Genomic DNA, 14357 nt, shown 5'->3' on the forward strand with positions numbered 1-14357 from the left:
CGGGCCGAACGGCGCGGGCAAGACCACGCTGATGCGCGCCCTGCTCGGCCTCGTGCCGGTCGCCTCCGGCGCGATCCGCGTGAACGGCGAAGCGGTGATGCGCGGCAATGCATCCATCGGCTATATGCCGCAGATTCGCAGCGGACTCGCGGGCCGCCGCGTGCTGGGCCGCGATTTCGTCGCGATGGCGGCGGACGGACATCGCTGGGGCTTGCCGCATCGCAATGCCCGCATTCGCGCTGATGTCGAGCGCGTGCTCGATCTCGTCGACGCGCGGCAACTGGCGGCCCGGCCGCTGTCGGAGCTATCGGGCGGCGAGCGTCAGCGGCTGTTGCTCGCGCAATGTCTGCTCGGCAATCCGCGTCTGCTGCTGCTCGACGAGCCGCTCATCAGCCTCGATCCGCGTCATCAGACCGGCGTCGTCGAACTGGTGCGGCGCGTGCAGCGCGAGCTGAACATCACCGTGCTGTTTTCGGCGCATGAACTGAATCCGCTCCTGAATTCGCTCGATCGCGTGCTGTACCTCGGCAACGGGCGCGCGGCGCTCGGCACCGTCGAAGAGGTCATCACGAGGCCCGTGCTGTCGCGTCTTTACGGCTCGCCCATCGACGTGATGCGCGTGAATGGCCGCATCTTCGTGATGTCCGGCGATGTCGAAATCGACAAGCTCGACCACGCGCACGAGGGAGGCGATGGGCACGAGCATGAACACGATCACGGGCACGACCACGCGCATGGCTCCGCGCACGGTCACGGCAAGAAGGGAAAGCACACGCACAATGTTTGAATACGACTTCATGGTGAATGCATTCGCGGCGTCGGGGATCGTCGCGGTGCTGTCGGGGATCGTCGGCTACTTTCTCGTGATGCGCGGACAGACCTTCGCGGGTCACGCGCTATCGCACGTCGGCTTCACCGGCGCCACAGGCGCGGTGCTGCTCGGCATGCCGCCGATCTGGGGCATGGTCGGCTTCACGCTCGCCGCGGGCGTCGGCATGGGCGCGCTCGGCGAGAAACTGTCGGGCCGCGATGTGGCCATCGGCGTAATTCTTTCGTTATCGCTCGGCTTCGGCCTGCTGTTCCTGCATTTCTTCACCGCGTATGCGACGCAAGCGACCGCGCTGCTGTTCGGCAACGTGCTCGGCGTGAACCACGCGACGCTCGTCCTGCTGGCGGGACTCGCGGCGGTGAGCCTGCTCGCGCTCGGCGTCATCATGCGGCCGCTGCTGTTCGCGTCGCTGCAGCCGGAGCTGGCGGAGGCGAAAGGCGTATCGCTGCGGCTCGTGTCGGTGCTGTTTCTCGCGATCACGGCGCTCGCGGTCGCGGCGTGCACGCAGATCGTCGGCGTGCTGCTCGTGTTCGCGCTGATGGTCGGGCCGGCCGCTGCCGCACAGAACGTGACGACGCGCTTGTCGGCCGGACTGGCGCTCGCGGCGCTGTTCGCGCTCGGCCAGGCGTGGATCGGATTGACGCTCGCCTATTACACCGACTGGCCGACGAGCTTCTGGATCACGATGCTCGCGGCGGTGGTGTATGGAGGGAGCTTGCTGGGGCGGCGCGGTCATTGACCGCCGGGAAGACGGTCGCGCCGCGACGGACACGACCGGCTTTTCAGTGCTTCAGCGGCACAGCACCCGCGCATGATGCGCGATATGCTCGCCGACGAACGTCGAGATGAAGAAGTACCCGTGGTCATAGCCTTCATGCCGGCGCACGGTCACGCTATGTCCCGCCTCGCGCGCATTGCGCTCGAACACATCGGGATGAAGCTGCTCGGCGAGGAACTGATCCGCCAGTCCCTGATCGATCAGAATCCCGCCTTCGAAGCGCGAAGCGGCATCGCCCTTTACTAGCTCGCTCGCATCGTATTGCTTCCATGCTTCGCGGTCGTCGCCGAGATAGCCGGTGAACGCCTTCACGCCCCACGGACATTGCGACGGCGCGGCGATCGGCGCGAACGCCGACACGCTGCGATAGATGTCCGGATTGCGCAGCGCAAGCACGAGCGCGCCATGCCCGCCCATCGAATGCCCGAAGATGCCTAGCCGGTCCTCGTGAACGGGCAATTCGGCCAGCACCGCGCGGCGCAAATCCTGCGTCACGTACGAGTACATGCGATACCGCCTGCTCCACGGCTCGCGCGTCGCATCGACGTAAAAACCCGCGCCCGCGCCGAAGTCCCACGCATCCTTCTCGCCGGGAATGTCCGCGCCGCGCGGACTCGTATCCGGCGCGATCAGCGCGATGCCATGTTCCGCCGCGTAACGCTGTGCGCCCGCCTTGGTCGGAAACGTCTCCTCGGTGCACGTCAGGCCGGCGAGGTAGAACAGCGCCGGCACCTTGGCCGAAGCGGCCTGCGCAGGGAGAAAGACGGAAAAGCGCATCGGCAGGCCGATCGCTTCCGACTCATGGCGATAGATGCGCTGCACGCCATCGAAACAACGGTGCTCCTCGATGAGTTCGAGCATGGCGGTCTCCTTCGCTCAATAGATGACGACGGAACGGATCGACTCGCCCTTCTTCATCAGGTCGAAGCCGTCGTTGATCTGATCGAGCTTCAGGTGATGCGTGATGAGGTCGTCGATATTGATCTTGCCTTCCATGTACCAGTCGACGATCTTCGGCACATCCGTGCGGCCGCGTGCGCCGCCGAACGCCGAACCCTTCCACTCGCGGCCCGTGACGAGCTGGAACGGACGCGTGCTGATTTCTTCGCCCGCCGCCGCCACGCCGATGATGAACGACTGTCCCCAGCCCTTGTGCGTGCATTCGAGCGCCTGACGCATCAGCTTCACGTTGCCGACGCATTCGAACGAATAGTCCGCGCCGCCATCGGTCAGTTGCACGATGTGATCGACGACGTTCTCGACTTCGTTCGGGTTGATGAAGTGCGTCATGCCGAACTTCTTCGCCAGTTCGACACGGCCCGGATTGATATCGACGCCGATGATCTTGTCCGCGCCGACCATCTTCGCGCCCTGAATCACGTTCAGGCCGATGCCGCCCAGCCCGAACACGACGACGTTCGCGCCCGCTTCCACCTTCGCCGAATACACGACCGCGCCGACGCCCGTCGTCACGCCGCAGCCGATGTAGCAGATCTTGTCGAAGGGCGCATCTTCACGCACCTTCGCCACGGCGATTTCAGGGACCACGATGTAGTTCGAGAACGTCGACGTGCCCATGTAGTGAAAGAGCGGCTTGCCGTCGAGCGAGAAGCGCGAGGTCGCATCGGGCATGAGGCCCTTGCCTTGCGTCGCGCGAATCTTCTGGCAGAGATTCGTCTTGCGCGACAAGCAGAACTTGCACTCGCGGCATTCCGGCGTGTAGAGCGGAATCACGTGATCGCCCTTCTTCAGCGTGCCGACGCCCGGCCCGACATCGACGATCACGCCCGCGCCTTCATGGCCGAGAATCGCCGGAAAAATGCCTTCCGGGTCCGCGCCCGACAGCGTGTAGTAGTCGGTGTGGCAGATGCCCGTCGCTTTCACTTCGATCAGCACTTCGCCCGCACGCGGGCCTTCAAGATCGACTTCCTCGATGGTGAGCGGCTGGCCTGCTTTCCATGCGATGGCGGCTTTGGTCTTCATCGTTCAGTTTCCTCGGTTGCTTGCGTTTGATTGATTCATCGGATGACGTTCAGGACTTCGTAGCACGCACCCATCGTGTGATAGTCGGTCTTGCCGGCGGGGCTTTTCTCGTCGCTGTACTGGCGATTGTCGCGGCTCAGGATGCGATACCACGCGCCGTACCGATGATCGACGAAATGCGCCCAGCTATAGGCCCACAGACGGTCGTACTCGCGCCAGTAATGCGCGGCGGCATCGGCGTCGCCTTCGCGCTGCATGCGGTCCGCCAGCAAGGCCGCCGCCGCGAGCGACTCCACCTGCACCCAGAAGTATTTGTCCTCGTCGTAGAACTTGCCTTCGGTGTCGAAGCCATAGACCATGCCGCCGTGCTCGGCGTCCCACGACGATGCCAGCGCGCGGTCGAACAGTTCGCGTGCGCGTTGCAGATGCCACGCTTCGGGCCGATGCCGGTCGAGAATCAGCAGCAGCTTCGCCCATTCGGTCTGATGCCCCGGCTGAAAGCCCCACGGCCTGAAGATGTTGCTGCGATCACCCTTGTTGTAGTCCCAGTCGATCGACCAGTCCGGCTTGTAATGCTCCCACACGAGGCCGCCCGCGAGCGCCGCCTGGCGGTTCACCATGTTGTCGGCGAGCAGCGCGGCGCGGTCGAGATAACGCGTCTCGCCGGTCGCCTCGAACGCGGCGAGAAACGCCTCGCATGCATGCATGTTCGCGTTCTGCCCGCGATACTCCGACACCTTCCAGTCCGCGCTCGCCTCGTCCTTGTAGAGACCGTGCTCGGCGTCCCAGAAACGCGTTTCCATCAGTTGCCAGGTTTCGTCGAGATAGGCGCGCGCTTCGTCGAAGCCCGCTTCGACCGCCTTTGCGTACGCGAGCACGACGAACGCAAGGCCGTAGCAATGATTGGTCGCATCGGTGACTTCGCGGCCGTTCAGCGTCCATGCATAGCCGCCCGTTTGCGGGTTGCGATGAAACTCGCGCAAATAGTCGATGCCATGCCGCACGCCGCCGCGATACTCGTCGAGACCGTAATGCTTGTACGCCATCGCGTAGTTGAACACGAAGCGCGTGCTCGACACGAGATGACGCGTCTTGCGGTCATAGATCGTGCCGTCGTTCTTGTAGAAATGATAGAAGCCGCCTGCGGGATCCATGCAGTGCGGGTGATAGAAGATCATCGTGCGCAGCGCGTGATCGAGCAGGAAGTGGCGCGAGCGGAAGTCGGGTTGCGGCGGTGCGGATGCGGACATAGCGAAAGATCGATGTTGTCGTGATGCGCCGGATGGCGCTGCCGTGCTCGATGAGACTCGAGGGACGTGAAGCCGAGGCCAAAGTGTAAGGGCTAACGCGCGCGCCGTCAGAACCAGCTTTCGACGCGCCCGTACAGATCGATGAAACGCGCGTGCCTGTCCTGCAGCGCGGCGTCGGCTCGTGGCGAAGCGACGCGCGTCGCTGATGGCGCAAGCGCTGCGAGTTCCGTCGCGCGCCAATGCCGCGCCGCGACGCCGCCGAGCATCGCCGCGCCGTGCGCCGCCGCGTTCGGGCAATCGACGGCGTGCAGTTCGACGTCGAGCGCATCCGCGAGAAGCTGACGCCAGCGTGCATCGATGGAACCGCCGCCCGCGAGACGCATCGCGGTCAACGGCGTGCCGCTGTGTCGAATCGCGTCGAGCCCCGCGCGCAATGCGAATGCCACGCCTTCGAACGCGGCGCGCATCAGCGAGCCGCGGGTATCGTCGAGACCGAGGCCCAGCCATCCGCCGCGCGCCGCCGGGTTCATCCACGGCGAGCGTTCTCCGCTCAGGTACGGCAGGAAGCTGACGGAGGCGCTGGCATCGGCGGTGAAGGCCTCGTCGTAAGCGGCGGGCCAGCTTGCGTAACCGAGCCAGGCGCGCACCGCTTCCAGCGCGACACCGACGTTCTGCATCGCGGCCATGCGATACCACGTCCCGGTCGCCCCGCGATACGTATGCAAGCCGCGCATCGACGCCGGCGCTTCCTTGCACATCACGACGATCTGCCCGCCGCTGCCCGTGGTCAGCAGCGCATCGCCATCGCCGATAAGGCCGCTGCCGAGCGCGGCGCAAGGCGTATCGCCCGCGCCGACCGCCATCGGGATACCGGCGCGCAAGCCCAGTTCCGCCGCCGCTTGCGCTGACAACACGCCGCCGTGTCCATGCGATGCCGCCAGCGGCGCGAACCACTCGCGCGGCAAGCCGGCTCTGTCGATGAGCGCCTCGTCCCATTCGCCGGAAGGCGCGGCAAGAGCCGTCGCGCAGGCGTCGGAGGGATCGGTGACGAACGCGCCGCCGAGCCGCACGCGCAGCCAGTCCTTCGGCTGCAACGCCCATCCCATGCTGGCGGCGACTTCAGGTTCGTTGATCGCGAGCCAGCGCAGCAACGGTCCCGCCATGCCGGGCGCGACGGGATTGGGCTGCGGCTCGGGCCACGCGTCAAGCAGGCTGCGTGCGCGCGTGTCGGGCCAGAGCATCGCGGGGCGCAGTGCGCGGCCATCGGATGCCGTCGGGACGACGCCGTGCATCTGCCCGGAAAAGCCGATCGCGCTCACCGCATCGCGTTCGTGCGACGGCAAACGCGCGGCGGCATCGACGAGCGCGGCATGCCACGCATCGGCGGACGTTTCGGCCCAGCCGGGATGCGCGCTCGATACCGCATACGCCGCACTCGATGATGCGACCTCGCGCGCCGCTTCATCGACGATTGCGAGTTTGATCGAACCGGTACCCAGATCAATGCCAAGAAAACGCATGGAATGACTTCTCCGGTGGTGCTCGAAAAGGGTTAGGGAAAACGAGTGAATCGCGGGTAAACCCCGCCGAAACGCGCCCAGCGCGAAAAATCCACTATACGAACGCCGTGATGAACATCATAACGACGCTCGCGAATTTGCAGCCTTTCGTCACACGACAGGAATCCCCGCGTGTGCGTCAAACCCCTTGCAGCAAGGGCTGCGACGTCATCTTGCCGTCCGCCGCGCGTGTTTTCCATATCGGCTTGCGAACGCGGCGTATAGCGGCGCGTGGTCTTGTTAGGGCTTTTTGACGCACTTACCTTGAAGGCCATTCAAGTGAATAGGCAATCAAGGAGACGACATGGCATCGAGCAACAGCCACGCGAACGCGCAAGCGAAGGTCCATCCATGCGACGAGCGGCTGCCGACGGGTCAGCTTCTGACACTGGGCATACAGCACGTCCTCGTGATGTACGCAGGCGCCGTCGCCGTGCCGCTGATCCTCGGCGCAGCGATGCATCTCACGAAGGATCAGGTGGCATTCCTGATCAGCGCCGACCTCTTCTCATGCGGCGTCGCGACGCTCATTCAGACGCTCGGCCTGTGGATCTTCGGCATCCGCCTGCCGGTCATCATGGGTTGCACGTTCGCCGCCGTCGGCCCGATGGTCGCGATCGGCACGAACCCGTCGCTCGGCATTCTCGATGTCTTCGGCGCGACGATCGCCGCGGGCGTCATCGGCATCTTTCTCGCGCCGATGATCGGCAAGCTCCTGCGCTTCTTCCCGCCGGTCGTGGTCGGCACGGTGATCGCGGTGATCGGGCTGTCGCTGATGGGCGTCGGCATCAACTGGGCGGCGGGCGGCGTCGGCAATCCGGACTACGGCAATCCGGTCTATCTGCTGCTGTCGTTCATCGTGTTGTCGCTGATCCTGCTCATCAACAAGTTCGCACGGGGGTTCATCGCGAATATCTCGGTGCTGCTCGGGATCGTCGCGGGCTTCGTCATCGCCGCGATGCTCGGCCGCGTCAGCATGGATGGCGTCGCGCATACGCCGTGGGTCGGCATCGTGATGCCGTTCCACTTCGGCCTGCCGCACTTCGATGCGCTCTCCGTCGCGACGATGGTCATCGTCATGTTCGTGACCTTCATCGAATCGACCGGCATGTTCCTCGCGGTCGGCGATCTGGTCGAGCGTCCGGTCGATCAGAAGGCGCTCGTGCGCGGCCTGCGTGTCGACGGACTCGGCACGCTGATCGGCGGCGTGTTCAACTCGTTCCCGCATACGTCGTTTTCGCAGAACGTCGGGCTGATCGGCGTGACCGGCGTGAAGAGCCGCTTCGTGTGCGCGACGGGCGGCGTCATTCTCGTGCTGCTCGGCCTCTTCCCGAAGATGGCGCAAGTGGTCGCATCGGTGCCGCCGTTCGTGCTCGGCGGCGCGGGCATCGTCATGTTCGGCATGGTGGCGGCGAACGGCATCAAGGTGCTGTCGAAAGTGGACTTCGCGAAGAATCACCACAACCTGTTCATCGTCGCGGTGAGCGTGGGGCTCGGCCTCGTGCCGGTGGTCGCGCCGAAGTTCTTTTCACAGTTGCCGCACGCGCTGGAGCCGATCCTTCACAGCGGCATTCTGCTGGCTTCGGTGTCGGCGGTGGTGCTGAACATCGTGTTCAACGGCGTGCGCAAGGAGCGCGATGCGCGCTGCGAGATTCGTCACGCAGGGCATGAGTTCGATGGAACCGCGCGGGCGTCGGAAGCGCAGTAAGGGGAAGTGCTGGCGTGTTGTGGAGTTGAGCGCCGCGGTGATGAGCCGCGGCGCTTTTTTCTTTTATGCCGGTGCGTCGGCTGCGCGCGGCGCGTCGCCGGTGCGCTCGACCCACCCGCCGCCCAGCGCGCCATACAACGCGACGATATTCGCCAGCCGCTGCGTGCGCACGACGATCAACGACTGCTGCGCTGAATACAAGTCCTGCTGCGCGGTCAGCACGCCGAGATAGCTGTCGACGCCCTGCCGGTAACGCATCGTCGACAAGTCCAGACGACGCTGTTGCGCAGCGGTATCGCGTTCTAGCGCCTGGATTTGCTGGTCGTAGGTGCCGCGTGCGGCGAGGCCATCGGCGACGTCGCGGAAGGCGGATTGAATCGCCTTCTCGTACTGATGAAATTCGACGACGGCAAACCAAATGTATCGAAGCGCAGGCAAGCGGCCGGGGACAGACGAAAAAAAGCCCGGCGCGATGGCCGGGCTTCGACTTACTGATGAGGCGCAGGAATGTAGATCATCCCGCTGCCGCAGGCGACGATGCCGTCTGCGGTGCGCTTGCCGATCCGACATCGGCGGGCGCGTCCGCGGGGCGCGGCTGATCGCCGGTATGCTCGATCCACCCGCCGCCGAGCGCCTGATACAGCGTGACCAGATTGGCCAGCCGTTCGGTGCGCGCGGTGATGAGCGTCTGCTGCACGGAGTACAAGTCCTGCTGCGCGGTCAGCACGCCGAGATAGCTGTCGACGCCTTGCCGGTAACGCATCGTCGACAAGTCCAGACGACGCTGTTGCGCAGCGGTATCGCGTTCTAGCGCCTGGATTTGCTGGTCGTAGGTGCCGCGTGCGGCGAGGCCATCGGCGACGTCGCGGAAGGCGGATTGAATCGCCTTCTCGTACTGATGAAATTCGACGACGGCAAACCAAATGTATCGAAGCGCAGGCAAGCGGCCGGGGACAGACGAAAAAAAGCCCGGCGCGATGGCCGGGCTTCGACTTACTGATGAGGCGCAGGAATGTAGATCATCCCGCTGCCGCAGGCGACGATGCCGTCTGCGGTGCGCTTGCCGATCCGACATCGGCGGGCGCGTCCGCGGGGCGCGGCTGATCGCCGGTATGCTCGATCCACCCGCCGCCGAGCGCCTGATACAGCGTGACCAGATTGGCCAGCCGTTCGGTGCGCGCGGTGATGAGCGTCTGCTGCACGGAGTACAAGTCCTGCTGCGCGGTCAGCACGCCGAGATAGCTGTCGACGCCTTGCCGGTAACGCATCGTCGACAAGTCCAGACGACGCTGTTGCGCAGCGGTATCGCGTTCTAGCGCCTGGATTTGCTGGTCGTAGGTGCCGCGTGCGGCGAGGCCATCGGCGACGTCGCGGAAGGCGGATTGAATCGCCTTCTCGTACTGATGAAATTCGACGACGGCAAACCAAATGTATCGAAGCGCAGGCAAGCGGCCGGGGACAGACGAAAAAAAGCCCGGCGCGATGGCCGGGCTTCGACTTACTGATGAGGCGCAGGAATGTAGATCATCCCGCTGCCGCAGGCGACGATGCCGTCTGCGGTGCGCTTGCCGATCCGACATCGGCGGGCGCGTCCGCGGGGCGCGGCTGATCGCCGGTATGCTCGATCCACCCGCCGCCGAGCGCCTGATACAGCGTGACCAGATTGGCCAGCCGTTCGGTGCGCGCGGTGATGAGCGTCTGCTGCACGGAGTACAAGTCCTGCTGCGCGGTCAGCACGCCGAGATAGCTGTCGACGCCTTGCCGGTAACGCATCGTCGACAAGTCCAGACGACGCTGTTGCGCGGCGGTATCGCGTTCCAGCGCCTGGATTTGCTGATCGTAGGTGCCGCGTGCGGCGAGGCCATCGGCGACATCGCGGAAGGCGGATTGAATCGCCTTCTCGTACTGCGCGATCTGGATGTTCTTCTGGATGTTCGCCAGATCGAGATTCGCCTGATTCTGCCCGCCCTGGAAGATCGGCAGCGTGATCGTCGGCGCGAAGCTCCATGCAGCGGAACCCGGCTTGAAGAGACCGCCGAGCGTCGGGCTGAGCGTGCCGAAGCTGCCCGTCAGCGAAATGCTCGGGAAGAACGCCGCCCGCGCCGCACCGATGTTCGCGTTCGCCGCCAGCAGGTTCTGCTCCGCCTCCATGATGTCCGGGCGACGCGTCAGCAGATTGGACGGCAAGCCGGCCGGAATATCGGTCAGCAGGTCCTGTTCGTTCAGCGGCATGCCGGCCGGCAGATCGTCCGGAAGCGGTTCGCCGAGCAACAGCACGAGCGCGTTCACTGCCTGCGCCCGCGCACGCTGCTGCGCCTGATAGTTCGCCGCTGCCGTCTCGACCACCGTCTGCGACTGGCTCAGATCGAGTTCGGACGCGGTGCCGTTGTCGAACTGCAGCTTGACGATGTTGTACGACTCCTGCGCCGTCTTCAGCGTCTGCTCGGTGACCTGCAGCAGATCATCCGCTTGCAGCACTTGCAGATACTGCGCGGCAACCTGCGAGATCAGCGAAATCTCGAACGCCTTGCGGGCATACGCCGTCGAGAAATACTGCGCGAGCGCCTGATCCCGCAAGCTCTGCACGCGGCCGAACAGATCGATCTCCCACGACGCATTCAGGCCAACGGAATACGTGTTCGAAATGGTCCGGTCGAAGAACGACAGATTGCGCGGCGTGCGCTGCTTCGACTGATCGGCCTGCGCGTTGATCGCCGGGAACAGCTCCGAACGCACGATTCGATACTGCGCCTGCGCCGCCTGAATATTCAGCACCGACGCGCGCAGATCGCGGTTGTTCTTCAGCGCGATATCGATGAGCCGCTGCAGCCGCGCATCGACGAAAAAGTCACGCCAGCCGATCTCCGCGCCCGAGACGCCCTGCGCAGTGCGCGCACCCTCGCCCGCGCCCGGCTGCGTCGCGTAGACGCCGCCGGTCGGAAACGTCGTCGACACGGGCGCGGCGGGGCGCTCGTACTTCGGCTCCATCGTGCAGCCCGTCGCCAGAATCGCGACGGCCGCCGCCATCAAAGAAAGTCTACGCATGTCAGTGTCCTTCGTTGCCATCGCGCGAATGCTGCTCGTCGGGATGGTGCTGCTGGTAGTGCTCCAGCGCGACTTCCGGGTTTTCCTTGTCGCCGCTGAACTGCGCGCGGATCACGACGAAGAACATCGGCACCATGAAGATCGCGAGGAAGGTCGCCGTCAGCATCCCGCCGATCACGCCCGTACCAATCGCGTGCTGGCTTGCCGAGCCCGCGCCGTTGCTGATCGCAAGCGGCATCACGCCGAGAATGAACGCGAGCGACGTCATCAGAATCGGACGCAAGCGCAGGCGGGCTGCTTCCATCGCTGCTTCGATCGGACCCATCTTTTCCGATATCTGCAGCTCCCGCGCAAACTCGACGATCAGAATCGCGTTCTTCGCCGACAAGCCGACGGTCGTCAGCAGGCCGACCTGGAAGAACACGTCGTTCTCCAGCCCGCGCAGCGTCACGGCAAGCAGCGCGCCGATCACGCCGAGCGGCACCACCATGATGACCGAGAACGGAATCGACCAGCTTTCATATAGCGCCGCGAGACACAGGAACACGACGAGGATCGAGATGCCGTACAGAATCGGCGCCTGCGAACCGGACTGGATTTCCTGATACGACAAGCCCGTCCATTCGAAGCCGATGCCTGCCGGCAGCTTCGCCGCGAGCGCTTCCATCGCCTGCATCGCCTGGCCGGTGGACTTGCCGGGAGCCGCCGCGCCCTGGATTTCGACCGACGAAATACCGTTGTAGCGCTCGAGCTTCGGTGAGCCGTAAGTCCAGTTGCCGGTGGCGAACGCGGAGAACGGCACCATGCCGCCCGATCCGTTGCGAACGTACCAGTCGCTCAGATTTTCCGGCGTCATGCGGAATGGCGCGTCGCCCTGCAGGTACACCTTCTTGATCCGGCTATCCGTATCGAGGAAGTTGTTCACATACGCCGATGCCCACGCGATCGAGAACGTCTGGTCGATCGCTACAGCCGTCACGCCGAGCGCCAGCGCCTTCTCGCGATCGATGTTCACCTTGAACTGCGGCGTATCGTTCAGGCCGTTCGGACGCACCTGCGCAAGCGACGGATCCTTCGCGGCCATGCCCAGCAACTGGTTACGCGCGTTCATCAGCGCTTCGTGGCCCACGCCCGCACGATCCTGCAGTTCGAAGTCGAAGCCCGCTGCCGTGCCGAGTTCGGGAATCGACGGCGGATTGACCGGGAACACCACCGCGTTCTTGTAGCCGGAGAAGCGCCCGAACAGCCGGCCGACCAGCGCCTGCACCTTCTGGTCGCCCTTCTGGCGCTGCGCGTAGTCCTTCATCCGCACGAACACGAGACCCGCGTTCTGGCCACGCCCCGCGAAGCTGAAACCGTTGACCGTGAACGTCGATTCGACGATCGACTTTTCGTCGTTCAGCAGGTAGTCCGACACGTCCTTCAGCGCGCGCGCCGTGGTCTCCTGCGTCGAGCCGGCCGGCGTCTGCACCAGTACGAACATCGTGCCCTGGTCTTCATCCGGCAGGAACGACTTGGGCAGCTTCACGAACAGCAAGCCCACCGCGACGATCACGACCAGATAGATCAGCAGCCACCGTCCCGAACGCCTGATGACGTGATAGACGCCCGAATGGTATTTGTCGCGGCTCTTGTCGAAGGTGCGGTTGAACCAGCCGAAGAAGCCCTTCTTCTGTTCGTGATGACCCTGTGGAATCGGCTTCAGGATCGTCGCGCAAAGCGCCGGCGTCAGAATCAGCGCGGTCAGCACGGACAGCACCATCGCGGAGACGATCGTCAGCGAGAACTGCCGATAGATCGCGCCGACCGAGCCGCCCGACAGCGCCACCGGCACGAACACCGCCGACAGCACGAGCGCCACGCCCACCAGCGCGCCGGTGATCTGGCCCATCGCCTTGCGCGTCGCCTCGCGTGGCGGCAAGCCCTCCTCCGCCATCACCCGCTCGACGTTCTCCACGACCACGATCGCATCGTCCACCAACAGACCGATCGCGAGCACGAGACCGAACATCGACAGCGTATTGATCGAGAAGCCCACCGCCCCCATGATCGCGAACGTGCCGAGCAGAACGACCGGCACCGCGATGGTCGGAATCAGCGTCGCGCGCAGGTTCTGCAGGAACAGATACATCACGAGGAACACCAGCACGATGCCTTCGATCAGCGTCTTGACCACGTCCTCGATCGACAGCCGCACGAACGGCGTCGTGTCATACGGGTACTTCACGACGAGCCCGTGCGGGAAGTACTTCGACAACTCGTCGATCTTCTGACGCACGGCCTTCGCGGTCGCGAGCGCGTTCGCGCCGGTTGCGAGCTGAATGCCGAAGCCCGCCGCGGGCTGGCCGCTGTACTTCGTGTCGAAGTTGTAGTTCTCGCCGCCCAGCTCGATGCGCGCCACGTCCTTCAGGCGCACTTGCGAGCCGTCCTGATTCACCTTCAGCAGCACATTGCCGAATTGCTCGGGCGTGGAAAGCAGCGTCGCTTCGGTGATGGTCGCCTGCAGCATCTGCCCCGGCACCGACGGCGTGCCGCCCAGCGAACCGCCCGCGACCTGAACGTTCTGCGCCTGCAGCGCGGCCTGGACATCGACCGGCGTGAGGCCGAAATTGTTGAGCTTGTTGGCGTTGAGCCAGATCCGCATCGCGTATTGCGAGCCGAACAGCGTGACCGTGCCGACGCCGTCGAGACGGCTGACCGGATCCTGAATGTGCGACGCCACGTAGTTCGCGAGGTCGTACTTGGACATGCTGCCGTCTTCCGACACGAACGCGAGCACCAGCAGGAAGCTGTTGCTCGACTTCGTGACCTTGGTGCCGAGCTGCTGCACGACTTGCGGCAGAAGCGGCGTCGCGAGCTGCAGCTTGTTCTGCACCTGCACCTGCGCGATATCCGGATTCGTGCCTGGCGCGAACGTCAGCGTGATGGTGGCGGTGCCGGAGTCATCCGAAGTCGACGACAGATACAGCAAGTGGTCGAGACCGCTCATCTGCTGCTCGATCACCTGCGTCACGGTGTTTTCGACCGTTTTCGCCGAAGCGCCCGGATACGTCGCGCTGATCTGCACGCCCGGCGGCGCGATGGTCGGATACTGCGCGACCGGCAACGTGAAGATGGACGCGACACCCGCGAGCATCAGAACGATGGCGATCACCCACGCGAAAATCGGGCGATCGATGAAGAACTTTGCCATGAGGCGGGCTCC

At 64.5% G+C, this 14357-nt stretch carries 9 protein-coding genes and 3 pseudogenes; 3 read left to right on the top strand and 9 right to left on the bottom strand.

Annotation, left to right across the window (positions count from 1 at the left end):
- The coding region (locus BG57_RS06020; protein WP_035961242.1) for an ATP-binding cassette domain-containing protein at nt 1-787 on the top strand (787 nt) is incomplete at its 5' end.
- On the top strand, nt 780-1568 hold the full coding sequence (locus tag BG57_RS06025) for a metal ABC transporter permease (protein WP_035961246.1): 789 nt from the start codon (nt 780-782) through the stop codon (nt 1566-1568). The genes BG57_RS06020 and BG57_RS06025, both read left to right, overlap by 8 nt.
- Before the next feature lie 51 nt (nt 1569-1619).
- Here the strand turns inward: BG57_RS06025 and fghA are convergent, their stop codons facing one another.
- The 4 genes from fghA to BG57_RS06045 form a co-directional block, all read right to left on the bottom strand.
- Nucleotides 1620-2468 (bottom strand): S-formylglutathione hydrolase, encoded by an 849-nt coding sequence (fghA, locus tag BG57_RS06030; protein ID WP_035961249.1) that lies wholly within the window; start codon nt 2466-2468, stop codon nt 1620-1622.
- Between the two features lie 15 nt (nt 2469-2483).
- Entirely contained in the window at nt 2484-3590 is a 1107-nt protein-coding gene (locus BG57_RS06035; protein ID WP_035961252.1) for an S-(hydroxymethyl)glutathione dehydrogenase/class III alcohol dehydrogenase, read from the bottom strand.
- Nucleotides 3591-3625: 35 nt separating this feature from the next.
- A complete protein-coding gene (locus tag BG57_RS06040) occupies nt 3626-4840 on the bottom strand; it encodes an AGE family epimerase/isomerase (protein ID WP_035961257.1) in 1215 nt (404 codons plus the stop codon).
- 107 nt (nt 4841-4947) lie between these two features.
- Nucleotides 4948-6360 carry a xylulokinase gene (locus tag BG57_RS06045; protein ID WP_035961258.1) on the bottom strand — a complete coding sequence of 471 codons (1413 nt, stop codon included), beginning with the start codon at nt 6358-6360 and terminating at the stop codon, nt 4948-4950.
- A 343-nt stretch (nt 6361-6703) separates the two neighbouring features.
- Here BG57_RS06045 and BG57_RS06050 point away from each other — a divergent pair, with 343 nt between their 5' ends.
- A complete protein-coding gene (locus BG57_RS06050) occupies nt 6704-8107 on the top strand; it encodes a nucleobase:cation symporter-2 family protein (protein WP_035961261.1) in 1404 nt (467 codons plus the stop codon).
- A gap of 63 nt (nt 8108-8170) precedes the next feature.
- Here BG57_RS06050 and BG57_RS32450 read toward each other — a convergent pair.
- The 5 genes and pseudogenes from BG57_RS32450 to BG57_RS06075 form a co-directional block, all read right to left on the bottom strand.
- Nucleotides 8171-8512 (bottom strand): annotated as a pseudogene (locus BG57_RS32450) (TolC family protein); the annotation flags it as partial.
- Between the two features lie 109 nt (nt 8513-8621).
- A pseudogene (locus tag BG57_RS06060) lies at nt 8622-9017 on the bottom strand (TolC family protein); the annotation flags it as partial.
- 109 nt (nt 9018-9126) lie between these two features.
- Nucleotides 9127-9522, bottom strand: a pseudogene (locus tag BG57_RS06065) (TolC family protein); the annotation flags it as partial.
- A gap of 109 nt (nt 9523-9631) precedes the next feature.
- Nucleotides 9632-11152, bottom strand: coding sequence for an efflux transporter outer membrane subunit (locus BG57_RS06070; RefSeq protein WP_035961269.1), 1521 nt, complete (start codon nt 11150-11152; stop codon nt 9632-9634).
- A gap of 1 nt (nt 11153) precedes the next feature.
- A complete protein-coding gene (locus tag BG57_RS06075; protein ID WP_035961270.1) occupies nt 11154-14345 on the bottom strand; it encodes an efflux RND transporter permease subunit in 3192 nt (1063 codons plus the stop codon).
- Nucleotides 14346-14357: the final 12 nt, after the last annotated feature.

The organism is Caballeronia grimmiae (assembly GCF_000698555.1).
In the GTDB taxonomy this organism is placed as follows: Bacteria; Pseudomonadota; Gammaproteobacteria; order Burkholderiales; family Burkholderiaceae; genus Caballeronia; species Caballeronia grimmiae.